The sequence below is a fragment of the Cellulomonas marina genome (genome assembly GCF_900111925.1).
Lineage (GTDB): Bacteria > Actinomycetota > Actinomycetes > Actinomycetales > Cellulomonadaceae > Cellulomonas > Cellulomonas marina.
The window spans coordinates 155,085-178,752 of record NZ_FOKA01000002.1 but is presented as its reverse complement, the minus strand read 5'-3'; the positions used below and the strand labels follow the sequence as shown (position 1 = coordinate 178,752).

General features: G+C 75.7%; 19 protein-coding genes. 12 read left to right on the top strand and 7 right to left on the bottom strand.

Features of this window, described 5'->3' with window-relative positions; translation table 11 throughout:
- Positions 1 to 64: 64 nt before the first annotated feature.
- The 5 genes from BM048_RS03320 (at position 65) to BM048_RS18035 (ending at position 8,175) form a co-directional block, all read left to right on the top strand.
- Positions 65 to 1,168: a carboxylate-amine ligase gene (locus BM048_RS03320; protein ID WP_090030803.1), complete on the top strand. Its 1,104-nt coding sequence runs from the start codon at positions 65 to 67 to the stop codon at positions 1,166 to 1,168.
- Between the two features lie 153 nt (positions 1,169 to 1,321).
- Positions 1,322 to 3,541, top strand: coding sequence for a glycogen debranching protein GlgX (gene glgX, locus BM048_RS03315; RefSeq protein WP_090030801.1), 2,220 nt, complete (start codon positions 1,322 to 1,324; stop codon positions 3,539 to 3,541).
- A complete protein-coding gene (treY, locus tag BM048_RS03310) occupies positions 3,538 to 6,048 on the top strand; it encodes a malto-oligosyltrehalose synthase (protein ID WP_090030800.1) in 2,511 nt (836 codons plus the stop codon). Before glgX ends, treY begins: the two co-directional genes overlap by 4 nt.
- On the top strand, positions 6,045 to 7,865 hold the full coding sequence (gene treZ, locus BM048_RS03305; protein WP_239078950.1) for a malto-oligosyltrehalose trehalohydrolase: 1,821 nt from the start codon (positions 6,045 to 6,047) through the stop codon (positions 7,863 to 7,865). The genes treY and treZ overlap by 4 nt, the downstream gene beginning before the upstream one ends.
- 136 nt (positions 7,866 to 8,001) lie before the next feature.
- The gene (locus tag BM048_RS18035) at positions 8,002 to 8,175 is read left to right on the top strand and encodes a hypothetical protein (protein WP_175499236.1); all 174 of its coding nucleotides are present in this window, start codon (positions 8,002 to 8,004) and stop codon (positions 8,173 to 8,175) included.
- Positions 8,176 to 8,179: 4 nt separating this feature from the next.
- Here BM048_RS18035 and zapE read toward each other — a convergent pair whose 3' ends face one another.
- The gene (zapE, locus tag BM048_RS03300; protein WP_090030970.1) at positions 8,180 to 9,157 is read right to left on the bottom strand and encodes a cell division protein ZapE; all 978 of its coding nucleotides are present in this window, start codon (positions 9,155 to 9,157) and stop codon (positions 8,180 to 8,182) included.
- A 102-nt stretch (positions 9,158 to 9,259) separates the two neighbouring features.
- Here zapE and BM048_RS03295 point away from each other — a divergent pair, with 102 nt between their 5' ends.
- Together BM048_RS03295 and BM048_RS03290 are read left to right on the top strand one after the other, a co-directional pair.
- Positions 9,260 to 10,069 carry a dihydrofolate reductase family protein gene (locus BM048_RS03295; protein WP_090030969.1) on the top strand — a complete coding sequence of 270 codons (810 nt, stop codon included), beginning with the start codon at positions 9,260 to 9,262 and terminating at the stop codon, positions 10,067 to 10,069.
- Positions 10,066 to 10,608, top strand: coding sequence for a hypothetical protein (locus tag BM048_RS03290; RefSeq protein ID WP_308439535.1), 543 nt, complete (start codon positions 10,066 to 10,068; stop codon positions 10,606 to 10,608). Before BM048_RS03295 ends, BM048_RS03290 begins: the two co-directional genes overlap by 4 nt.
- Positions 10,609 to 10,636: 28 nt before the next feature.
- Here BM048_RS03290 and BM048_RS03285 read toward each other — a convergent pair whose 3' ends face one another.
- Positions 10,637 to 11,137 carry a GNAT family N-acetyltransferase gene (locus BM048_RS03285; RefSeq protein ID WP_239078949.1) on the bottom strand — a complete coding sequence of 167 codons (501 nt, stop codon included), beginning with the start codon at positions 11,135 to 11,137 and terminating at the stop codon, positions 10,637 to 10,639.
- A 136-nt stretch (positions 11,138 to 11,273) separates the two neighbouring features.
- Here BM048_RS03285 and BM048_RS03280 point away from each other — a divergent pair, with 136 nt between their 5' ends.
- Positions 11,274 to 11,840 carry a dihydrofolate reductase family protein gene (locus BM048_RS03280; protein WP_090030966.1) on the top strand — a complete coding sequence of 189 codons (567 nt, stop codon included), beginning with the start codon at positions 11,274 to 11,276 and terminating at the stop codon, positions 11,838 to 11,840.
- A gap of 141 nt (positions 11,841 to 11,981) precedes the next feature.
- Here BM048_RS03280 and BM048_RS03275 read toward each other — a convergent pair whose 3' ends face one another.
- Genes BM048_RS03275 through BM048_RS03265 form a run of 3 tightly spaced genes read right to left on the bottom strand, consistent with a single transcriptional unit; the run spans position 11,982 to position 15,001 of the window.
- Positions 11,982 to 13,019: an AAA family ATPase gene (locus BM048_RS03275; RefSeq protein ID WP_090030798.1), complete on the bottom strand. Its 1,038-nt coding sequence runs from the start codon at positions 13,017 to 13,019 to the stop codon at positions 11,982 to 11,984.
- A 9-nt stretch (positions 13,020 to 13,028) separates the two neighbouring features.
- Positions 13,029 to 13,646 carry a hypothetical protein gene (locus BM048_RS03270; protein WP_090030796.1) on the bottom strand — a complete coding sequence of 206 codons (618 nt, stop codon included), beginning with the start codon at positions 13,644 to 13,646 and terminating at the stop codon, positions 13,029 to 13,031.
- Between the two features lie 53 nt (positions 13,647 to 13,699).
- A complete protein-coding gene (locus BM048_RS03265; RefSeq protein ID WP_239078948.1) occupies positions 13,700 to 15,001 on the bottom strand; it encodes a carboxylate--amine ligase in 1,302 nt (433 codons plus the stop codon).
- Positions 15,002 to 15,187: 186 nt separating this feature from the next.
- Between BM048_RS03265 and BM048_RS03260 the strand changes: the two genes are divergently transcribed.
- From BM048_RS03260 to BM048_RS03250, 3 genes are all read left to right on the top strand, one after another.
- A complete protein-coding gene (locus tag BM048_RS03260; protein WP_090030794.1) occupies positions 15,188 to 15,769 on the top strand; it encodes a DUF3000 domain-containing protein in 582 nt (193 codons plus the stop codon).
- 154 nt (positions 15,770 to 15,923) lie between these two features.
- Positions 15,924 to 16,439: a helix-turn-helix transcriptional regulator gene (locus tag BM048_RS03255; protein ID WP_244890632.1), complete on the top strand. Its 516-nt coding sequence runs from the start codon at positions 15,924 to 15,926 to the stop codon at positions 16,437 to 16,439.
- A 128-nt stretch (positions 16,440 to 16,567) separates the two neighbouring features.
- A complete protein-coding gene (locus BM048_RS03250; protein WP_203708948.1) occupies positions 16,568 to 17,839 on the top strand; it encodes an HRDC domain-containing protein in 1,272 nt (423 codons plus the stop codon).
- Positions 17,840 to 17,958: 119 nt separating this feature from the next.
- Here BM048_RS03250 and BM048_RS03245 read toward each other — a convergent pair whose 3' ends face one another.
- Entirely contained in the window at positions 17,959 to 20,310 is a 2,352-nt protein-coding gene (locus tag BM048_RS03245; RefSeq protein ID WP_175499222.1) for a bifunctional metallophosphatase/5'-nucleotidase, read from the bottom strand.
- A gap of 249 nt (positions 20,311 to 20,559) precedes the next feature.
- Here BM048_RS03245 and BM048_RS03240 point away from each other — a divergent pair, with 249 nt between their 5' ends.
- The gene (locus tag BM048_RS03240; RefSeq protein ID WP_090030790.1) at positions 20,560 to 22,686 is read left to right on the top strand and encodes a 3-hydroxyacyl-CoA dehydrogenase NAD-binding domain-containing protein; all 2,127 of its coding nucleotides are present in this window, start codon (positions 20,560 to 20,562) and stop codon (positions 22,684 to 22,686) included.
- Positions 22,687 to 22,764: 78 nt separating this feature from the next.
- Here the strand turns inward: BM048_RS03240 and pflA are convergent, their stop codons facing one another.
- Positions 22,765 to 23,667 (bottom strand): pyruvate formate-lyase-activating protein, encoded by a 903-nt coding sequence (pflA, locus tag BM048_RS03235; protein ID WP_090030788.1) that lies wholly within the window; start codon positions 23,665 to 23,667, stop codon positions 22,765 to 22,767.
- Position 23,668 lies beyond the last annotated feature (1 nt).

Sequence of the window (23,668 nt, the reverse complement as noted above, 5' to 3'; positions counted from 1 at the left end):
GCGGGCACCGCGCACCGCTCGCGCCCAGGGCGTCCCCGGCGGCAGACTGCCCCGCGTGCGGACCATGGGCGTCGAGGAGGAGTACCTGCTGGTGACGCCGGGCGGGCGACCGACGGCGGTCGCCGGCGCGGTCCTGGCCCTCGAGCACGCCCGGGAGGCCGAGCAGGGGCGTGCCGAGCACTCCCCCGGCCCGGGCGGGGACCTGGAGAAGGAGTTCACCCAGGAGCAGATCGAGACCTCCACGCCGCCGTGCGCCGAGGTCGGTGAGCTGCTGGAGCAGCTCCGGGCGGGGCGGCTGCGGGCGGAGACGGCCGCGCAGCGCGCGGGCGCCCACGTCGTCGCCCTCGGCACGGCGCCGCAGGAGGTGCACGCCACCGTCGTGCCCGAGCCGCGCTCGCTGGAGATCGAGGCGCGCTTCGGGCAGACCGCCGCGGACCAGCTCACGTGCGGCTGCCACGTGCACGTGCGGGTGGCCGACGACGAGGAGGGCGTGCGCGTCCTGGACCACCTGCGACCCTGGAACGCGGTGCTGCTGGCGTTGTCCGCGAACAGCCCGTGGTTCGGCGGCCGCGACACCGGGTACGCCTCGTTCCGCTCGCAGGTGTGGGGCCGCTGGCCGACCGCCGGCCCGACGGGCGCCTTCGGCGACGCCGCCGGCTACCGCGAGGTGACCGAGGCGCTGCTCGCCACCCGGACGATCCTCGACCCCGGGATGCTCTACTTCGACGCGCGGCTCTCGGCGCGCTACCCCACCGTCGAGGTGCGCGTCGCCGACGTCTGCCTCGACGCGCGGGACGCCGCGCTGCTCGGGGCGCTGGTCCGCGGCCTCGCGGACACCGCCGTGGCCGACGACGGGCGGGCCGCCGCGCCGCCCGTGCGGACCGAGGTCCTGCGGGCCGCCGCCTGGCAGTCCGCCCACGCCGGCCTGACCGGCGACCTCGTCTGCCCCGTGCGCGGGGTCCCCCGACCCGCGGCCGAGGTCCTCGAGCGTCTGCTGGACCACGTGCGGCCTGCGCTGCGCGCGACGGGTGACCTCGCGGTCGTCGAGGACGGGCTGGCCGACCTGCTGGCGCGCGGCACGGGCAGCGCCGAGCAGCACCGGTGGCGCGCCGAGGGCGCGGGCGACGACGAGGTCGTCCGCCGCGCCTGCGCCCGCACGCTCGACTGACGGGCGGAGCCGTCGCCCGGGCGCGGCTCCGTTCTCATCCGCCTGACCTCGGTAAGCGCTTGCACGGACGTCGTCCGCCGGTGAGTCGTGCATCACCGCCGGTGGTGCCCTGCTCCCCGCGCCGGTTGGGTCCCGCGCTGGCAAGGTGTCCGCATGCAGATCTGGCCCGGACGTCCCTACCCGCTGGGTGCCACCTTCGACGGCAGCGGCACCAACTTCGCCCTCTTCTCCAGCGTCGCCGAGCGCGTGGAGCTGTGCCTCCTGCACGCGGACGGCACCGAGGAGCGCGTCGACCTGCGGGAGGTCGACGGCTTCGTCTGGCACGGGTTCCTGCCCTCCGTGCAGCCCGGTCAGCGCTACGGCTTCCGCGTCCACGGCCCGTACGACCCGGCGCAGGGGCACCGCTGCGACCCGACGAAGCTCCTGCTCGACCCCTACGCCAAGGCGGTCAGCGGCCAGATCGACGGAGACCCGTCGCTGTACTCGTACCAGTTCGGGAACCCTGAGGAGCGCAACACCGACGACTCGGCCGGCCACACGATGATGTCCGTCGTCGTGAACCCCTACTTCGACTGGGGCCACGACCGCCCGCCGCAGCACGAGTACCACGAGTCGGTCATCTACGAGGCGCACGTCAAGGGCCTGACGAAGCTGCACCCCGCCGTGCCGGAGGAGCTGCGCGGCACGTACGCCGGCCTCGCGCACCCCGCGATCATCGAGCACCTGAGCAACCTCGGCGTCACCGCCATCGAGCTCATGCCCGTGCACCAGTTCGTCAACGACCCCCACCTGCAGGAGAAGGGTCTGTCGAACTACTGGGGCTACAACACCATCGGGTTCTTCGCGCCGCACAACGCCTACGCCGCCTACGGGCACGAGGGCCAGCAGGTGCAGGAGTTCAAGAGCATGGTCAAGGCCCTGCACGAGGCGGACATCGAGGTCATCCTCGACGTCGTCTACAACCACACCGCCGAGGGCAACCACATGGGCCCGACGCTGAGCATGCGCGGCATCGACAACGCGAGCTACTACCGCCTCGTCGACGAGGACCGCTCGCACTACTTCGACACGACCGGCACGGGCAACTCGCTGCTCATGCGGTCCCCGCACGTCCTGCAGCTCATCATGGACTCGCTGCGGTACTGGGTGAACGACATGCACGTGGACGGGTTCCGCTTCGACCTGGCCGCGACGCTGGCCCGCCAGTTCCACGAGGTCGACCGCCTGTCGGCGTTCTTCGACATCGTCCAGCAGGACCCCGCGATCTCGCAGGTGAAGCTCATCGCTGAGCCGTGGGACCTCGGCGACGGCGGCTACCAGGTCGGCGGGTTCCCGCCCCTGTGGTCGGAGTGGAACGGCAAGTACCGCGACTCCATGCGCGACTTCTGGCGCGGCGAGCCCTCGACGCTCGGGGAGTTCGCCTCGCGCCTGTCGGGCTCGTCCGACCTGTACGAGCACACGGGCCGCCGGCCGATCGCGAGCGTCAACTTCGTCATCGCGCACGACGGCTTCACGCTGAACGACCTCGTCTCCTACAACGAGAAGCACAACGAGGCCAACGGCGAGGACAACAACGACGGCGAGAGCCACAACCGCTCCTGGAACTGCGGCGCCGAGGGCCCGACGGACGACCCCGGGATCCTCGCGCTGCGCGGCCGCCAGCGGAAGAACTTCCTGGCCACGCTGCTGCTCTCCCAGGGCGTGCCGATGATCGCCCACGGCGACGAGCTCGGCCGCACGCAGAACGGGAACAACAACGTCTACTGCCAGGACGACAAGATCTCCTGGGTCGACTGGGACCTCGACGCGGGCAACACCGACCTGCTGGAGTTCACGCAGCGGATCGTCGCGCTGCGGCGCAAGCACCCCGTGCTGCGCCGCCGCCGGTTCTTCGCGGGTGCGCCCGAGCACGGGGGCGAGTCCGAGCTGAAGGACATCGCCTGGCTCAAGCCGAGCGGCGAGCACATGTCCGACGAGGACTGGAGCGAGGGTCTCGCGCGGTCGGTGACCGTGTTCCTCAACGGGGAGGCGATCGCCGAGCCCGACGGGCGCGGCCAGGAGATCACGGACGACAGCTTCCTGCTGCTGTTCAACGCCAACCCCGACGAGGTCGAGTTCACGCTCCCCCCCGCGGAGTACGGCGAGCGGTGGACCGTCCTGGAGGACACGGACAGCAACCTCGAGCAGGGCCAGGGCGTCGACGCCGGCAACACCGTGTCGCTCACGGGTCGCTCGCTCGTGCTCATGACCCGTCCGCCGACGGTCCAGCTGCCGTCCGCGTCAGGCATCGGGGCCGTGGCCGAGCAGGCCACGGAGGCGGCACAGGCGACCAAGCCCGCGCGCAGCCGCCGCAAGAAGGCCGCCCAGGCGTGAGCGACGAGCGCTCCACCCCGGCCCGGCGCCTCGTGGCGCCGGGCCGCCCGGTGCCGGTCTCCACGTACCGCCTGCAGCTCGGCGCGGACCTGACGTTCGACGACGTCGCGGCCCGCGTCGGGTACTACGCCACGCTCGGCGTGACGCACCTGTACCTCTCGCCGATCCTCACCGCGGCCCCGGGCTCGACGCACGGGTACGACGTCGTCGACCACGACGAGGTCTCGCCCGTGCTCGGCGGCGCCGACGGGCTGCGCCGGCTGTCCGAGGCCGCCCACGGCGCCGGGCTGTCGATGATCCTCGACATCGTCCCGAACCACATGGCCGTGCCCACCCCCGCGTGGCACAACCGCCAGCTCTGGTCCGTGCTGCGGCACGGCTCGGAGTCGCCGTTCTCGCACTGGTTCGACGTGGACTGGTCCGCCGGTGACGGGGCGGTCCTCATGCCCGTGCTGGGCGACCGGATCGGCGCCGTGCTGGCCCGCGGTGAGCTCGTGCTCGGCACGGAGGACGTCCCCGGCGAGGGCGAGCAGCCCGTGCTGCGCTACCACGACCACGTCTTCCCGGTCCGGGCCGGGACGGAGGCGCTGCCCCTCGCGCAGCTGCTCGAGTCCCAGCACTACCGGCTCGCGTACTGGAAGGTGGCGGACGAGGAGCTCAACTACCGGCGGTTCTTCGACGTCGGCACGCTCGTCGCCATCCGGGTCGAGGACCCCGACGTCTTCGACGCCACCCACCGCCTCGTCCTGGACCTCCTCGAGGACGGGACGCTCGACGGCCTGCGCATCGACCACCCGGACGGCCTCGCGGACCCCACGGGGTACCTCGCGCGGCTGCGGGAGGCCAGCGGCGGCGCCTGGGTGTCGGTGGAGAAGATCCTGGCGGGCGAGGAGGAGCTGCCCGCCGACTGGGAGACCGTCGGCACCACGGGCTACGACGCGCTGTGGCGCATCCAGCAGACCTTCGTGGACCCGGGCGGCGCAGCCCCCCTGGGCTCGCAGCTGCACCGGATCACCGGCGACACCTCCGACGCGCTGCCCGCGCTGGTGGAGGAGGCCAAGCGGGAGATCATCGACGGCTCGCTGTTCGCCGAGGTGCACCGCCTCACCTCCCTGGCCGCCGCGATCTGCGCCGACGACCTCCGGTTGCGCGACCACACGTGGCGCGCGCTGGAGGACTGCCTCGTCGAGCTGCTCGTGGCCTTCGACCGGTACCGCGCCTACGTGGTCCCGGGCGAGACGCCGCACCGCGAGTCGGTCGAGGTCATGGAGACCGCGGCGGCCATCGCGCGGCGCCGGCTGTCCGCCGACCGCGAGGCGACGATGGACGTCGTCGTCGACCTGCTGCTGGGCCGCGAGGTCGGGTCCGCGGGCCGCACGCGCGACGCCCGCCGCGACGAGCTCATCGTGCGGTTCCAGCAGACCTGCGGCGCCGTCACGGCCAAGGGCGTGGAGGACACGGCGTTCTACCGCTGGACGCACCTCGTCGCGCTCTGCGAGGTGGGGGGCGAGCCCGAGCGGTTCGCGTTCACGCCGACGGAGCTGCTGTCCTGGGCGTCGACCGCGCAGGCGCTGCACCCGCTGGCGATGACGACCCTGTCGACGCACGACACGAAGCGCAGCGAGGACACGCGCTCGCGCATGGGCGTCCTGTCCGAGCTGCCCGCCGAGTGGTGGGTGCTCGTCGAGCACCTGCGCACCGCCACGGCCTCCTACCGGTCGGCGCTCGTCGACGGCCGCACGGAGTACCTGCTGTGGCAGACGCTGGCGGGCACGTGGACGCCCGAGGGGCCGCTGGCCACCGACCGGCTGACGGACTACCTGACGAAGGCGATCCGCGAGGCCAAGAGCCGCACGACGTGGACCGCGCCGGACGAGGCCTACGAGGGTGCGGTGCTCTCGCTCGCCGAGCGCGCGGTCGTCGACCCGGCCGTCGTCGAGCTGATGGACGCGTGGGTCGCCCGGACGGCCACGGCCGTGCGCGCCGCGACGCTCGGGGTCAAGCTCGTGCAGCTCACGCTGCCGGGCGTCGCCGACGTCTACCAGGGCACGGAGGTCCCGACGATCGCGCTCGTCGACCCGGACAACCGTCGCGCCGTGGACGTCGACGCGCTGGCCGCACGCCTCGAGCGGCTCGACGAGGGCGCCGGTCCGAAGGACCTCGCCGACGAGAAGCTGCTCGTCACGTGCCGGGCGCTGCGCCTGCGACGCGACCTGTCCGAGGCCTTCACCGGCCCCGGGGCGGGCTTCGTGCCGCTGGCCCACTCGTCGGGCAACACGCTGACCTACGCCCGGACGGTCGACGGGCAGCCGCGCGTCGCCGTCGTGGCCACGCGGCTCGCCCACGCCGTCGACCGCCTCGGCGGCTGGGGCGAGCACACCGTGGCGCTGCCGGAGGGGGACTGGGTGGACGTGCTCACCGGTCGGCCCGTCACCGGCGGTGTCGTCCCCGTCGCCCCGCTGCTGGACCGGCTGCCGGTGGCCCTGCTCGTCCGGGAGGCCTCGTGACCACGGTGACGCCGCACACGGCGGGGTTCGTGCCCCGCGTCTGGGCGCCGGCGGCGCAGCGGGTGGACCTCGTGCTGCCGGCCGGCCCCGGTCACCCCGCGGGGCCCATGCACGCCCGCGACGGCGGCTGGTGGGAGGCCGACGGCCCGCTGCCGCACGGCACGGACTACGCGTTCTCGCTCGACGGCGGCGACCCCCGCCCGGACCCGCGCTCGGCGTGGCAGCCGGAGGGCGTGCACGGCCCCAGCCGCGTCTTCGACCCCTCGCGCCACGTGTGGGACGACGGGGCGTGGCTCGGCCGGGACGTGCGCGGACGCGTCGTCTACGAGCTGCACGTGGGCACGTTCACGCCGCAGGGCACCTTCGCCGCGGCGGCCGAGCGGCTGGAGCACCTCGTCGACCTGGGCGTCGACGTCGTCGAGCTCATGCCCGTCGCGGCCTTCAACGGCGCGCACGGGTGGGGCTACGACGGGGTCTCCCTGTACGCGGTGCACGAGGCGTACGGCGGCCCGGCCGGGCTGCAGGCCTTCGTCGACGCCGCGCACGGCGCCGGTCTGGCCGTCTGCCTGGACGTGGTGCACAACCACCTGGGCCCGTCGGGCAACTACCTGGGCGAGTTCGGGCCGTACTTCACCGACGCGCACCACACCCCGTGGGGCGCGGCGATCAACCTCGACACCGAGGGCTCCGAGGAGGTGCGCCGCTGGATCCTGGACAGCGCGGGCCGCTGGTTCCGGGACTTCCACGTCGACGCGCTGCGCCTCGACGCGGTGCACGCGCTCGTCGACACCTCGGACCGGCACGTGCTGGCGGAGCTGTCCGACGAGACCGCCGCGCTGGGGGCGGAGCTGCGGCGGCCGCTGTCGCTCATCGCCGAGGTCGACCTCAACGACCCGGTGAGCGTCACCCCGACCGCGGAGGGCGGCTGGGGCATGACGGCGCAGTGGGCCGACGACGTGCACCACGCGCTGCACGCCCTGTTCACGGGCGAGCGGCACGGGTACTACGTCGACTTCGGGGCGCCGGCGACGCTGCGCAAGGCCATGACCGGCGTCTTCGTGCACGACGGCGAGATGTCGACGTTCCGCGGCGAGGTCTGGGGTGCGCCGGTCCCGGCCGAGGTGGACGGCCACCGGTTCGTCGTGTTCGCCTCCGACCACGACCAGGTCGGCAACCGCGCGATCGGCGACCGCCCCGCCGAGCGGCTCACGGACGGGCAGCTGGCCGCCGAGGCGGCCCTCGTCCTGCTCTCCCCCTTCACGCCGATGCTCTTCCAGGGCGAGGAGTGGGGCACCCGCGGCCGGTTCCAGTTCTTCACGGACCACCCGGAACCTGAGCTGGCGGAGGCCATCCGCAAGGGCCGGCGCTCGGAGTTCGGCGAGCACGGCTGGGCGGAGATCTACGGCGGTGACGTCGAGGTGCCGGACCCGCAGGACCCGTCGACGCTCGAGGCGAGCAAGCTGACCTGGGACGAGACGACGGAGCCCGCGCACGCGGCGCTGCTCGCCTGGTACCGCCGGCTCACGCAGCTGCGCCGCGAGGTCGACGACCTCGGCTCCGGCGACAGGTCGGCGACCGACCTGCGCTGGGGCGGCGACGACGAGGGCGCCCAGGACGCGGCCGGCGGGCCCTTCCGGGGCTGGCTGGTGCTGCACCGCGGCATCGCCCGGGTGGCCGTGAACCTGGGGGACGCGGCGGTCGACGTGCCGCTCGCCGGCACCGGCTCGCTGTCGGTGCAGGCGTCGTTCGGCCAGGCGTCCGTGGCCGAGGACGGCACCGTGCGCCTGGGCCCGTCGTCCGTGGCCGTGCTCGCCTGAGCGCGGAAGCGCGGACTCCTGAGGACGCCCTCGTCAGGCCTGCACCTGCCACGGTGCGGCCTCGGCGGGGGCGTCCTAGCGTGGGGGCGGGCCGCACGGCGTGGTCCGGTCCGACCCGAGACCCGAGGAGGTCCCCGTGAGCGAGGACACCAGCGACTCCCGCCCGCCGCAGCACGCGTCCGCGACGGACGGCCTCGCCGACCCGCCGGAGCGGGAGCCGAACCTGCACCAGGACACGCCCGTCGAGGTGGAGCCGGAGCCCGGGCCCGGGTCCGTGAAGGACGGGCACGTGAGCTACCTCAACCCCTGAGGCGTCAGGGCGTCGGGCCCGGGCCGGCGACGAGCGCCGCGCCGTCGCCGGCGAGGGCGCCGAGGCGGGACAGCGCCCGGTAGTACTTCTTGCGGTAGCCGCCGCGCAGCATCTCCGCGCTGAACAGCTCGGACGTCCCCCGGCCGGCCAGGACCACGGGGACGTCGCGGTCGTAGAGCCGATCGACGAGCACGACGAGGCGCAGCGCCACGTCCTGCCGCTCCACCGGCGCGACCCCGGTCAGCCCGACGAGCCCGACGCCGTCCAGCAGGGCGCCGTACCGGGACGGGTGCACCTGCGCGAGGTGCGCGAGCAAATCGGCGAAGTCGTCGCACGTCGCGTCCGCGCGGGCGGCGGTGACCCGCGCGACGACCTCGGGGGCCACCTCCGGTGCCTGCGTCACGGTGCGCCGCTGCCGGTAGTCCTGCCCGTCGATGCGCAGGACCTCGAAGCGGGCGGCCAGCGCCTGGATCTCCCGCAGGAAGTCCTCCGCCGCGAAGCGCCCCTCCCCCAGCGACTCCGGCAGCGTGTTGGACGTCGCCGCCAGCGCGACGCCGCGGTCGGCGAGCTCCCGCAGGAGCCGCGACATGAGCACCGTGTCGCCGGGGTCGTCGAGCTCGAACTCGTCGATGCAGACGAGCCGCCGCCGGGCCAGGGTCTCCACGGTCGCCGCGAACCCCAGGGCACCGACGAGGTTCGTGTACTCGACGAAGGTGCCGTAGGCGGTGACGTCGACCCCGACCGCGTGCGCGAGCGACGTGAGCAGGTGCGTCTTGCCGACGCCGAAGCCGCCGTCGAGGTACACCGCGACGGGTTCCGGCTGGGACCGCCGGAACCAGGACCGCCCGCCGCCGGAGCCGCCGGCGCGGACCTGGTCGGCCAGCGTCCGCAGCCGGTCGAGGGCCGCCGCCTGGGATGCGTACGCCGGGTCGGGCCGGTAGGTGTCGAAGGACTCCCCGACGAAGTGCCGCGGCGGGACCATCTCCGCCAGCAGCCGGTCCGGCGGCACGGCGGGACGGCGGTCGACGAGGCGGGCGGTCACGGCGGGGAGCCTAACGGCGGCACCCGGCCTACGCTCACGCACGTGAGCGAGCCCCCCGCCCTCGACGTGCTGCTCCCCGCCGACCTGGCCGGCACGCGCCTGGGGCCCGACCCCACCGAGGCGGCGCTGCGCGCGCTGTGGACCCGGCCGCCCGGCCCCGGCACCGGGGCGCATCCGGAGGGCCCGTGGGTGCGGGCGGTCATGATCGGCACCCTCGACGGGGCGGCCGCCGGCCCGGACGGGCGCACCGGCTCCATCAACGACGCCGCGGACCACCGGGTGTTCACGACGCTCCGGGCGCTGAGCGACGTCGTGCTCGTCGGGGTCGGCACGGCACGCGACGAGGGGTACCCGGGCGCGCTCGACCTGCCGGAGGCTCTCGTCGCCGCGCGGGGGGCGGACGGGTTCGCGCCGGGGCTCCCGCTGGCGGTGGTCACCCGGTCCGGGCAGCTGTCCGACGCCCTGCTGGCCGGGGACGCGCGGCCCTACGTCGTCACCCACGCCGGCTGCCCACGCCTCGACGCGCTGCGGACGGAGGTCGGCGCGGAACGCCTGCTCGTGCACGGCGACGACGACGTCGACCTGCGCGGCGCGGTGGCCGCGCTGGCGGCGGCGGGCCTGCCGCGGATCGCCCTCGAGGGCGGTCCGAGCCTGCTGGCGCGGATGGTCACGCTCGGGCTCGTCGACGAGCTGTCGCTGACGCTGAGCCCGCAGCTCGTCGGGGGGGACGCGCCGCGGATGCTCGCGGGTGTGCCGTTCCTGGACCCCGTCGTGCCGGGGCGGCTGGTGCACCTGCTGCACGCCGACGGCGTGCTGCTGGCCCGCTACGCCCTCGGTAGGGTCGAGGGGTGACCGAGCCCGCCGCCACCACCAGCCCCGACGTCCTGCCCGCCGCGGGCGCCACCGCTCCGACCGAGACGGTCGTCGTCCTCGCCGAGGACGCGCTCACCGCCGCCGACGTCGCGCACCTCGTCGCCCTGCACACCGAGCCGCTCGCGTACCGGGTGCTGGTGCCGGCGGACACCGAGCGCAACGTCCTCGTCTCGCTCGTCGACGCGCTGAGCCTCGGCGAGCTGCGCGAGGCGCTCGACGCCGTGCGCGGCCGCACCCCGTCGGAGGCCGCGGCCCGTCGTTCCGCCCAGGAGAAGCTCGACGAGACCGTCGCCCGCTTCGAGGTCGCGGGCGTCCCCGTCAGCGGCGCGGTCGTCGAGGACGACCCGCTACCCGCGCTGCGCGCCGCGGTGGCCGACGGCGGCGTGCGCGAGGTGGCGGTGGTGACCTACCCGCACGCGCTCGAGGACACGTTCCACCGCGACTGGGCCTCCCGGGCCCGGGACGTCCTCGAGGTCCCCGTCCTGCACCTCTACGCCGGGACGAGCGAGCTGGGCTGACGCCGGTCCGCACCGCCGGTCGCGGCGGTCACGCGTCGAGGGCGCGCTCGTACCGGAGGAGCTCCGCGAACGGCGGTGTGGGCCCGTGCGTGGTCGCACCCGTCGGGGACCAGCCGAGCCGCTCGTAGAACCGCCGGGCCCGGCGGTTGCCGGTGTACACGGTGAGCCACGCGCGCGTCACGCCACGGTCGCGCAGCCGGGCGAGCACGGCGTCGTGCGCGCGCTGCGCGAGGCCCGTCCCCCAGTGCTCGACGGCGATGCCGAGGTGCAGGAGCTCGTCGTGGCGCAGGGCCGCGAAGCCGACGACCCGCTCCTCGAGGACGACCACGAGGCAGTCGACGTCGGGCGCGAGCAGGTCCTGCCGCCAGCGCCGCCCGATGTGGTCCCGCGGGAAGGGGTACAGGTCCTGCGGGAACACGTCCGCGAGCCCCCGGACGGCGCCCGGCTCCTGGACGTCGAGCACGTCGTCCACGTCCTCCGCGACCATGGGCCGCAGGAGGTCCTGCTCCGACGACGACGGGGACGTCATGGAGGCAGTGTGCTCCGTCGGCGGCGACCGCGGGACGGGGTGCCGCCGCACCAGGGGCCCCGGGGCGCGGAGGGAAGACCTTGCCCGGACGTCGTCGCCGGCGGCACGCTGAGGGGCCGACGTCCCGGAGGTGCGCATGGGCAGGCTGGTCTACGCAGCGAACGTCTCGCTGGACGGGTTCCTCGAGGACGAGACCGGTGCCTTCGACTGGTCCGAGCCCGACGAGGACGTGCACGCGTTCTGGAACGAGCACGAGCGGGGCATCGGCACGTCGCTGTACGGGCGGCGCATGTACGAGACGATGCGCGTCTGGGAGGACGACGACTGGCTCGCCGACGAGCCCGCGGTCGTCCGGGACTACGCCGACATCTGGCGCGCGGGCGACAAGGTCGTCTACTCCACGACGTTGGAGACGGTCACCACCGCCCGCACCCGGCTGGTCCGGGCCTTCGACCCCGACGAGGTGCGCCGGCTGAAGCAGTCGTCCGTGGAGGACCTCAGCATCGGCGGGGCGACGGTCGCGGTCGAGGCCTTCCGGCACGGCCTCGTCGACGAGGTCGTGCTGCTCGTGAGTCCGGTGGTGGTCGGCGGCGGCAAGCCGGCCCTGCCCCGCGGGGTCCGCGTGGACCTCGCCCTCCTCGACGAGCGCCGCTTCACCACCGACGTCGTCGCGCTGCGCTACGCCGTCCGCACCTCGTCCTGAGACCGGGCGCGGGTCAGCGCGTCGCCCCCACGTCCAGCACCCGACGGCCGCACGCCGTCGACCACGGCCGCCTCCGCGCGCGCAGCCGCGCCGCGCCGGCCGGCGCCGCGCCGGCCGGCGCCGCGGCGGCGGCGCTCGTCGTCAGCCCTGCCGGCGCCACCAGCGGAAGGGCTCCAGCACGACGTCGGTGCGGCCGCCGGCGCTGCCGGGCTCCTCCCCGAGTGCACGGGCGGCGCCGACGAGGTCGTCGGTGGTGAGCGTCGTGACCTCCGACCGGTCGAGCGCCTCGACGCCACCCGCACCGGCGGCAGCCGTCAGCCGCAGCGCCTGGCGGTTGAGCGCCTGCTCGAAGAGCGTCCGGACGAAGCGCGCGTTGCCGGACTCCTCGCCGTGGTGCAGGCCGGCGAGGATCCCGCGGAGCGTGTCCAGGGCGCCGGGCTCCAGGACGTACGCGTTCCGGTCGAGCACGGCCCCGAAGATCGCCAGGAGCTCGTCCGTCGAGTAGTCGGGGAAGACGATCTCGCGTGCGAAACGGGACCGCAGCCCCGGGTTGGACAGCAGGAAGGCCTCCATGAGCCGCGGATAGCCGGCCACGATGACGACCAGCCGGTGGCGGTGGTCCTCCATGCGCTTGAGGAGCACCTCGATGGCCTCGGGCCCGAAGTCGGCCCGGCCGTCGCCCTCGGGCGACAGCGCGTACGCCTCGTCGATGAAGAGCACGCCGTCCAGCGCGCGCCGGATGACGGCGTCGGTCTTGATGGCCGTCGCCCCGACGAACTGCCCGACGAGCGCGGCCCGGTCCACCTCGACCAGGTGGCCGCGCTGCAGCAGGCCGACCGCCCGGTACATCTCGGCCAGCAGCCGGGCGACGGTGGTCTTGCCCGTGCCGGGGTTGCCGAGGAACACCAGGTGCTGGGAGGTCGCCACCTCGGGCAGGCCGTGCTCCTTGCGGCGCGCCTGCACCTGCAGCAGGGCGACGAGGGCGCGCACCTGCTCCTTCACCGACGCCAGCCCGACGAGCGCGTCGAGCTCGGCCTGGACGACCTCCAGCGGCCGGGCCGGCCCGGGCCGGCCGAACACGAGGCCGTCGACCCGCGGCACCCCGGACCGCGGCAGCCTCTCGCCGAGGCGGCCCACCGTCTCGCGCAGCTCGTCGAGGGGCGTGCGGCGGGGAGCCATGCCGGGAGCCTACGGCGTGCCGCTCGAGGTGGCGCCGGAGGTGGCGTCGGAGGAGACCGGGCGCGGGGACGCGAAGGCGCCGGCGGCGTAGGCGGCGACGAGGGCCGCCATCACGAGCCCGGACGCCACCGCTGCGAGGGCAGCCGCATGCCCGACCCCCGACAGCTCCGCGACGAGGCCACCCCCGCCGAGCAGCACCAGGGCGGCTCCGAGCACCGTGAACATCCGTTCCCGGAAGGCCCAGGCGAACGGCAGGAAGTGCAGCCCGACGACGGCGGCGATGAGCGCCGGCCGCGCGGAGGCGTCGCCGCGCCCGTCGAGCCACGCCGAGCCGAGCCGGATGAGCACGAGCTCGGCCGCCACGCACCCCACGTACACGCTCATCGCCAGCGGCGTGGGCACGTGGAACCGGCCCAGCCAGCGCGGCACCACCAGCAGGAGCACCACCGCTGCGACCACCAGCACCACCACGAGCACCCGCGCCAGCACGGGCAGCGGACCGGCCAGCCCCGGTCCGTACGACCACACGAACACCACCGCCCCGACCAGCCCGACGAGCGCGCCCCACCGGCGCAGGTCGGCCAGGCGGGGCGGGGCGAAGTCGGCCGGGGGCTGAGGTCGCGTCATGCCGTCCACCCTGCCCGACCGACGGCCGGGCGCGCGGCAGGAGCAGGGTCGGGTCAGAACCCCGTGTCGGTGGGCGCCGGGTACCAGCGGCGGAACTTGCGCACCTGGTTGACCAGGGCGAGCAGCACGTAGGCACGGCGCCGCGGCGACAGGTCCGCCGGGTACCACAGCGGGTGCGCGGTGGCCCGCGCGCGCACCAGCCCCCGGACGCGCGCGGCGAGCACCGCGTCGCGGACGTAGCGCAGCAGCAGCCGGTGCGGCACGACGGAGTACAGGACCTCGCGGTCGACGACGACGGGCTCGACGGCCCGCCCCTCGACGGCGTCCTCCACGACGAACCGGGTGGGGTTCGCCCCCGCCGCGGTCACGTAGTAGTTGTTGCGCCCGATGCGCGGGTTGACCTCGAAGAAGCACAGGCGCCCGTCGCGCGGGTCGACCTTGACGTCGAAGTTGGCGAACCCGCGGTACCCCGTCGCTTCGAGGAACCGCCGCGCCCCGGCGAGCAGCTCGTCCTGGCGGGTCACCACCATGGCCGCCGGGTTGCCCAGCCCGGAGGGGGTGTGCTCCTCGAGCAGCACGTGCGCTGAGCACAGCAGCGTGATCGCGCCGGCCGTGTCCACGTAGGCGGTCACCGAGCGCATCTGCGTGTCGTCGCCGCCGATGAGCTCCTGCACGACGAACCGCCCCCGGAACCCGGCATCCCGCAGCGCACCCCACAACCACGTCAGCTCGGCCGGGTCGGAGACCTCGAAGACCTTCTTCTTGCCGGCGAACTCCACGTCCTGGTAGTCCGCGCTCGAGGCCGCCTTCGCGATGAGCGGGTAGGTGATCTCGGGCGGCACGGGCACCGGCGCCCACCCCGGCTCCCCCGCGCCGGCGAAGTCCTGCACGAGCGTCCGGGGCACGTCGATGCCGAGCCCGGTGCAGATCTCCGCGAAGGTCGCCTTGTCGCTGATCCGCGCCAGCAGCTCGGCGGACAGGAACGGCACGACGTAGTGCGGCTCGAGCTCGTCGCGGTGCTGCACGACGACGCGCACGAGCCAGTCGGAGTTCGCCAGCAGCAGCAGGCGCTCGTCGGGGTGCTGCCGCGCCACCTGCAGCAGCCGGTCGACGAGCTGCTGCGGGTCGTGGCCGTCCTCGACGATCTCGTGGTCGATGATCCGCGAGTGCGCCACGGGCCCCAGCGCGGCCCCCGCCACGACGACCGACCGGACGCCGTACGCCTCGTGCAACGAGCGCGCCAGGGCGTACACGCCGATGTCGGCGCCCAGGATCACCGGCTGCAGCCGGCCCGTCCGTCCCGTGCGGGACGTGGCCGTCGGCCGACCGTCCGCGCTCGCGCCCGTGGCGCCCATGCGTGCCTCCTTGCGCCCGGGGCGGGCGACGACGAGGGCCGTCGGCGGTGGTCCCGCCGCGCCCGGCGGCACCGCCCCCGGCGGTGCCGCACCGGCCCAGGAGCCTAGCCGTCGCGTCCTTCCGCCCCCGGGGTCGCGCCCGGCGCGCCGCCGACCGACGAGGCCCGAGGCCCTTACGCTCGCGCTGTGACCACCCCGCCCGACGAGGTCCCCGCCGCGTTCGTGCGGGCCCTGCGGTCGCTGCGCGCGGTGGCCGTGCCGCCGGAGGTCGTCCTCGAGGAGGCGCAGGGCCCGGCCCGGTTGGCCCCCTTCACGGCCGCGCTCACGGCCGAGGTGCGCAGCGCCCGGCGGTCCGTGGCGGCCGACGAGCTGGCGTCCGGGCGCTTCGTCGTCCTCTACGACCCGGCCGGGCAGGACGCGTGGGACGGCTGCTTCCGGCTCGTCACCCTCGTGCGCGCGCAGGTCGAGCCCGAGGCGGGCACCGACCCCCTGTTCGGGGAGGTCGCGTGGAGCTGGTTCGCCGACGCGCTCGGCTCGGCCGGTCTCGACGCCCGGGCGGCCGGCGGCACCGTGACGCGCGTGCTGTCCCAGAGCTTCGGCGCCCTGCAGGTGCGCGAGGAGCAGACGGAGCTCGAGCTCCGCGCGTCCTGGACCGCCTCCGACGAGGACCTGGGCCCGCACCTGCGCGCCTGGACGACGCTGCTGCGCACGGTCGCGGGCCTCGAGCCCCTGCCCGAGGGCGTCGTCGCCCTGCACCCGCGGTCCTGACGAGACCGAGACCTGACGCCGCCGAGGCCGTGACCCCGTCGGCACGCACGCCCTAGCATGTCCCGCCCCACGGCACCAACGCTTCACCCGCTCATCGCGACAACGCAGGTCCCCGCGCCCTCATGGGTGCTAGCACCCTGCCGATGAGAGTGCTGTGAGCATCGAACCCCTCCGACGCGACCTGGTGACGCCCAGGCGCCCGCCCCTGCGGGCCCCTGTCACGGCCGTCCCCCGCGCCGCCCAGCCGGGCCACCAGCTGTGCCTGGTGGTCCCGGAGGTGGCGGACGGGGACGCCGTCCCGCTCGTGCAGACCCTGCAGCGCCGCGGCGCGCACCGCGTGCTGGTCCTGGCCCGTCAGGCCGCCCGCCGCGAGCTGTCCGTGCTGCTGTCCGCGGGCATCCGCGGCGCGGTGGTCGGCACGACCTCCTCGACCCTGACCCGGGCGACGACCGCGCCGACCTCCCTGCGCGCCGCCGCCGAGCTGACCTCGCGCGAGGTCGGCGTCCTCGAGCTCGTCGCCGAGGGCCGCTCGAACAAGCGCATCGGCGAGGACCTGGGCCTGTCGGCCCTCACGGTCAAGAGCCATCTCGCCCGCATCTCGCGCAAGCTGGGCACGGGCGACCGCGCCGAGCTGGTCGCCATCGCCTTCCGGGCCGGCGTCCTGCGCTGAGTCCACGGAGGGCACCGCCCTGGCAGCCGTCGGGCAGCCGCGGGGCAGCCGGCCGGAACCCGTCGGGCTCCTCCGCCCGCCTGCCGGGGCGTCCGCCGCCCGTCCCCTAGGGTTGGGCTGTGCCCGCCCTGCCCGACGAGGACCCGCCCGCCACCGCCCCGGCCGACGCGCCGACCGGCGAGGACGCGGTCCCCGAGCCGGCGGTCGTGCCCCTGACGGAACCCGCCGGAGGCGTCCCGGACGTCGTCGGCACGCCCGAGGGCCTCGCCGAGGTCGTCGCCGCGCTCGAGGCCGGCACCGGTCCCGTGGCGGTCGACGCCGAGCGCGCGTCCGGCTACCGGTACGGGCAGCGGACGTACCTCGTGCAGCTGCGCCGGGAGGGCGTGGGCACGGTCCTGCTCGACGCCATGGCGCTGCCGGACCTGTCCACCGTGTCCGACGCCCTCGTCGGCGTCGAGTGGGTGTTCCACGCCGCCTCGCAGGACCTGCCGAGCCTCGCCGACAACGGCATGCGCCCCTCGCGGATCTTCGACACGGAGCTGGCCGCGCGCCTGCTCGGCATGGACCGGGTGGGCCTGGCCGCCGTCGTGGCGGACACGCTCGGCCTCGGGCTGGCCAAGGAGCACTCGGCCGCGGACTGGTCGACGCGGCCCCTGCCGCTGGAGTGGCTGCGCTACGCGGCCCTCGACGTCGAGGTCCTCGTCGAGGTGCGCGAGGTGCTGGCCGAGCGGCTCGCCGAGCAGGGCAAGGCGGAGTGGGCGGCGCAGGAGTTCGAGGCGGTGCGGACGGCCCCGCCGCCGCCCCCGCGCGTCGACCCCTGGCGCCGGACGTCCGGCATGCACGCGCTGCGGGACGCCCGGCGGCTGGCCGTCGTGCGGTCCCTGTGGCAGCGGCGCGACCTCGAGGCGCGCCGCCGGGACATCTCCCCCGGGCGCGTGCTGCCCGACGCCGCGATCGTCGCCGCGGCGCAGGCCCTGCCGCGGGACGTCACCCAGCTCGTCGCGCTGCCCGCCTTCGCCGGCAAGGGCACCCGCCGCCGGGCGGAGACGTGGCAGGCCGCGGTCGACGAGGCGCTGGCGCTGCCGGACTCCGCCCTGCCGTCGGTGCGGGGGCCGCGCAGCGACGCGCCGCCGCCCCCGCGCGCCTGGGCGGACCGCGACCCCGCCGCCGCGGCCCGGCTCGTGGCCGCCCGCGACGTCGTCGCCGAGCTGTCGGCGCACTGGTCCGTGCCGGTCGAGAACCTGCTGCAGCCCGACCTGCTGCGCCGCCTCTGCTGGACGCCGCCCCTGCCGGCCACCACCGCGGCCGTCGACGCGTTCCTCGCCGACGGCGGCGCCCGCCCCTGGCAGCGCGAGCTGCTCGCCGAGCGCCTCGCCACGGCGTTCTCCGCCGCGGCCTGACGCCCGCTGCCTCGACGGACGCCCGCCCACGGCGGCGCCCCCGCCGACCTGCGCCACGCCGACCGCGGGGATGACGACGCCCCGGCCCCCTCCAGGGGGACCGGGGCGTCGTGGTCAGGTCAGTCCTGCGTCAGGGTCGCGCGGCGCCGCCGGACGACCACGACGAGCGCGGTGCCGACGAGCAGCGCACCGGCCGCGGCCCAGCCGGCGTCGACGAGCCCGTCGCTCGCGCCGGTGGACGCGAGCGCGCCCGTCCGCCCGCCGCTGCGGCTCGTGCCACCGCCCGTGCGGCTGCCGCCGCCGGTGCCGGGGCTCGGCGAGGCGGTCGGGGTGGGCGTGGCGGTCGCGGTCGGCGACGGGTCCGGCACCGGGGTGGGCGTCGGCGTCGGGGTGGGCGTCGGGTCGGGCGCCGGCGCGGCGGCCACCGTGAGGGTGAGCTGCGTCGTCGTGCCGGAGTCGGGTGCGGTGACCGTCAGCACCCAGGCGCCCGGGGCAGCCGAGGCGGGCACCGGCACGGTGACCGTGGCGGCCCCACCGCTGACCGGGAAGGAGCCCAGGTCGACGGGCGTCCCGCCGGCGGCCGGCGTGAGCGTCGCCGTCACCGTCGTGCTGGCCGGCGCGCCGAGGCTCGTGAGGTCCAGGCCGGCGAGCGCGACCTGCACGGTGTCCCCGACGACCGGGGTCGTCGTCGACGGCGTCACGGACACGGCCCGCGCGGCGAAGTCCGGCGCGAGGTCGGGGTTGGCCTGGAGGTACCCGATCCACGCGTCCCGGTCGATGAGGCCGGAGTCGGTCGGGTTCGTGCCCTCCCCGAAGGCGCGGAAGTTGTCGCCGCCCTGCAGGAGGAAGGAGAAGGAGCCGACGCGGTACGTCGCGCCCGGGTCCACGGGCACGCCGTCGACCGTGATGGACGTGATCCGCTGCCCCTGCGGCAGGGCGGCGTCGAAGGTGTACGACATGTTCGCCGAGACGCTGAGCTGCAGGTAGGGACGCGAGGGGATCGTCCCGTCCTCGTTCGTCTGCCACTGCTGCTCGAGCACCTGGCGCAGCTGGTCGCCGGTCAGGTCCACCGTGCCCAGGTTGTTGACGAACGGCAGGACGGCGTTGGCCTCGGCGTAGGTCACCACGCCGGCGCCCTCGTCGCCCGACGGGGCGACGAGCAGCTCCGAGCGCAGGCCACCCGGGTTGACGAGCGCGAGGTCCGCGCCGCCGCGGGCCGGGTCGGACAGCACGTCGAGCAGGCTGTCGGCGACGAGGTGCCCGAGCGCGGACTCCTTCGCGCGGTCGTCGCGCGTGCCGCCGGTGTAGCCGCCGGGACCGTAGGAGCCCTCCTTGAACGCCGTGGTGATGTCCGCGGTGATGCTGCCGACGGGCTGCGAGCCCACCTCCTCGGCGTTCGCGAGCGCCGCGTCGACGATCGCCTGCACCTCGGTGACGGCCGGCGTGTCCGTCGCCAGGGGCAGGCTGCCCACCGGCACCAGACCGGCGACGAAGAGGCCGACGGCCCCCGTCTCCGCGTCGACCTGCAGCTGCACGGCGCCGATGTTCTGCCCGTACTGGCCGGTCTGGACGACCGGTCGGGTGATGCCGGCGGGTGCGCCGGGCACCGGGGCCTCGAAGGCGTACTCCTGGTGGGTGTGACCGTTGAGGATGACGGCCACCTCGGCGCTCGTCTCCTCGACGATGCTCGTGAAGACCTCGCTGGCCGCCATCGCGGCCGCGAGCCCCTTGTCGGGCTGTGCGTCGTCCTGCCCGGCGGGGGCACCCTCGTGGTACGCGGCGACGAGCACGTCGGCCTCGCCGTCCGCCTCGTCGCCGTTGCGCAGCTGCGCCGCCACCCGGTTGACCGCCTCGACCGGGTCGCCGAAGACGAGGCCCTCGACCCCCGCGGGCGAGACGAGGCTCGGCGTCTCCTGCGTCACGGCGCCGATGACGCCGACCGTCACGCCGTTCACCTCGAACGTCGCGTACTCGGGCAGGACGGGCTCCGTGGTGCCCTCCGTGTAGACGTTCGCGCCGAGGTACTCCCAGGACGCGCTCGTGGCGATCCGGTCGCGCAGGTCCGCGAAGCCGCCGTCGAACTCGTGGTTGCCGACCGCGGACGCCTGCAGCCCGAGCGCGTCGAGCACGTCGATCGTCGGCTGGTCCCGCTCGACCGCCGAGGCGAAGAGCGACGCCCCGACGGAGTCGCCGGTGGACAGCAGCAGCGAGCTGTCGGCCACGCCGCTGTCGAGGTCGGCCGCCGCCCGGAGGGCCTCGACGGTCCGCGCGAAGGCCACCGTGTCCGCCTGGGGGTCCTCCGGGTCGGCCTGGATGCGGCCGTGGAAGTCGTTGAACGTCAGGAGCGTGATGCTGCGCACGTCCGCCGCGGCGGCCGGTGCCGCCGTCGCGAGCGCCGCACCTCCGAGGGCGAGACCGGCGGCCAGGGCGGCCGCTGCGGTGCGCGTGGTGCGCGGGGCACGAGGGGTCACGGAGCGACGCCTTTCGTCGGCCGGTCCTCCGGGCGCGCCAGGACGCACGGACCGGGTTCGGGTACGGGCGAAAACTAACGGAATGCCCGGTCCGCGTACAGGGTCGGCCCTGCCCGCAGGACGGGGGTCGGCGGTGCCCGCACCGCGGTGTCGGTCGGCCCCGGTAACGTGCGCCGGGCGGCCGGAGCACCGGTCCGCGGACCGGCGGCACACGCGGTCGGACGACGACGTCCCGGGAGGCCCGGACCCATGAGCACCGAGCGCGCCACGACCGTGCGCACGCAGCGGATCGCCCTGCCCTACGGCGGGACCGCGCTGCTGCTGACGCTGGTGCCGTGGGCCGACCCGTCGGGCGGGGGACCGGAGCGGCCGGCGACGCTCGGGCTGCAGGGGCTCGCCGCGCTGCAGGAGGCGGTGGAGGCGGCCGCGGCCGCGGTGGCGCGGGGCGGTGTCGATGCGGTCGCCGTGACGGGCTCGGGCCGGACCTTCCTCGCGGGGGCGGACCTGTCGCAGGTCACGACGGTGCGCGACCGGGCGGACGCGCTGGCCCTGGCCCGTGCCGGCCACGCGGCGTACGACGCGCTGGCGGCGCTGCCGGTGCCGACCGTGGCGCTCGTCAACGGCGCCGCGCTGGGCGGCGGCCTCGAGCTGGCGCTGGCCTGCGACGCCCGGGTCGTCTCGTCCGGGGCGGGCGCCCTCGGCCTGCCGGAGACCGCCCTCGGGCTCGTCCCGGGATGGGGCGGCGCGTACCGCCTCCCCCGCCTCGTGGGCATCGCGGGAGCGCTCGACGTCGTGCTCGACCGGCCGGCGGCCAACCGGGTCCTGCGGGCCGACGAGGCCCTGGCGCTCGGGCTCGTCGACGCCGTGCTGCCTGCCGAGGGCTTCCCCGACGAGGCCCTCGCCTGGGTCGGACGGCTGGTGCGCGGCGAGGTGCAGGTCGAGCGCCGTGCCCTCGACGACGCCGAGATCTGGGACGCGGCCGTCGCGGCGGCGCGCGAACGCCTGGACGCGACCGTGCACGGCTCGCGCCCGGCGCCGGGCCGCGCGCTGGAGCTGCTGGCCGCCGCGCGCACCGCCACCCCCGCGGAGGCGTGGGCGGCGGAGGACGAGGCGCTGGCGGACCTCGTCATGACCGACGAGATGCGCGCGAGCGTCTACGCCACCGCGCTGGTGCGCGGCGCCCGCCGGACCGCCGGTGCCCCCGACCCGGCCCTCGCCCGCCCGGTGACCCGCGTCGGGCTCGTCGGCGCCGGGCTGATGGCCGCGCAGATCGCCGCCCTGCTGGCCACGCGGCTCGGCGTGCCCGTCGTCCTGCGGGACCTCGACGACGAGCGCGTCGCCGCCGGCCTGGCCGCCGTGCGCGCGACCCTCGACCGAGCCGTGCGCGGGGGACGACTGCGTCCCGCGGACGCCGCCACGGTGGCGCAGAGGGTCACGGGCACGACGGACGTGGGCGACCTCGCCGGCTGCGACCTCGTCGTCGAGGCGGTCACGGAGGTGCTCGACCTCAAGCGGCGCGTGCTGGCCGAGCTCGAGCCGGTCGTCGGTCCGGACTGCGTCCTGGCGACGAACACCTCCGCGCTGTCGGTCACCGCGATGGCCGCGGACCTCGCACACCCGGAGCGCGTCGTGGGGCTGCACTTCTTCAACCCCGTCGCCGCGATGCCCCTCGTCGAGGTCGTCCGCGGCGGGGCCACCTCGCCCGCGGCGCTCGCGACCGCGGTGGCCGTGGCGACGGGCGCCGGCAAGAGCGCGGTGCTCGTCGGGGACCGGCCCGGGTTCGTCGTGAACCGGCTGCTCATCCTCCTGCTCGGCGTCGTCCTCGACGCGGTCGAGCGCGGCACGCCCGTGGAGGTGGCGAACACGGCGCTCGACCCGCTGGGGCTGCCCATGCGGCCGTTCGCGCTGCTCGACCTCGTGGGGCCCGCGGTGGGGCTGCACGTGCTGACCTCGCTGCGCGCCGACCTCGGCGACGCGTTCCCGCGCTCCCCCGGCCTCGAGGCGGTCGTGGCGGGTGGCGTGCGGCTCGTCGGGCGGCCGCCGGCGCCCGGCTGGCCCGCGCCCCTGTCGCCGGACGTCCAGGCGACGTTCGACGCGGCACGGGACGGCTCTGTGCCGCTCGCACCCCTCGACGCGGCGGGCGTGCGGGCGGCGGTGGGCCGGGCGCTGGCCCGCGAGGTGGGCCGCCTGCTCGACGAGGGCGTCGTCGCGGACCCCACGCAGGTCGACGTCGCGATGCTGCTCGGCGCGGGCTGGCCCGTGCACCTCGGCGGCATCACGCCCTGGCTGGACCGGGCGGGCTGGTCGACCGAGATGCTCGGCCGGCGCCTGCAGCCGCCGGGACGTGCGGACGTGCCGCGGCCCGCTCCGGCCTGAGGGCGGCTGAGGACGGGACGGGGATGGTCACCGGGCCGGACGTCGCCCCCACGACGTCGTCCGGTCCCGGTGACCGGTCTAGAAGGTCGTCAGCCCGTGCGCGCGGAACTGCCCGCGCACGCGCTCGACGAGCTCGGGGGACGGGGGCGGGGTGCCCTCCAGCTCGTAACGCATGCCGAGCGCGTCCCACTTGTCGCGGCCCATCTGGTGGAAGGGCAGCACCTCGACGCGCTCCACCGTGCCGATGTCCGCGGCGTGCGCGGCCACGCGCTCGACGTTCGCCTCGTCATCGGTCAGCCCCGGGACCAGCACGAACCGGACCCACACGGCCACGCCCCGCTCGGCGAGCCGCTGCCCGAAGGCCAGCGTCGGCGCGAGCTGCCGGCCCGTCACCCGCTGGTAGGTCTCCTCGTCACCGGACTTGATGTCCAGGAGCACGAGGTCGAGGTCGTCGAGCACCGCATCGGTGGCGTGCGCCCCGAGGTAGCCCGACGTGTCCATCGTCGTGTGGATGCCCATCGCCTTCGCGCCGCGCAGCAGCCGCGCCACGAACGCCGGCTGCATGAGGGGCTCGCCCCCCGAGATCGTCAGGCCGCCGCCGGTGGCCCGGAAGATGCCGCGGTAGCGGGACAACCGCCGCAGGAGGTCGTCGACCTCCACGTCGGTGCCGCGCCGCATCTCCATCGTGTCCGGGTTGTGGCAGTACAGGCACCGCAACGGGCAGCCGGCCAGGAAGATCGTCATCCGCGTGCCGGGCCCGTCGACGGCCGTCACGAGCTCCCAGGAGTGCACGGACCCCAGCGCCCCGGAGCGCACGGCGGTCATGCGGGCTGCGTGGTCCACCTCGTCGGCGGACGTCAGCCCCTGGGTGCCGTGCCCGTGGGTCCGCTCGTGCGACCCGCCGACGAGCGGCAGGTCGAGCCGCACGACGGGGGCGCCCCCGTCGTGGGACGCGTCCTGCCGCTCGTCGAGGGTCGTCATG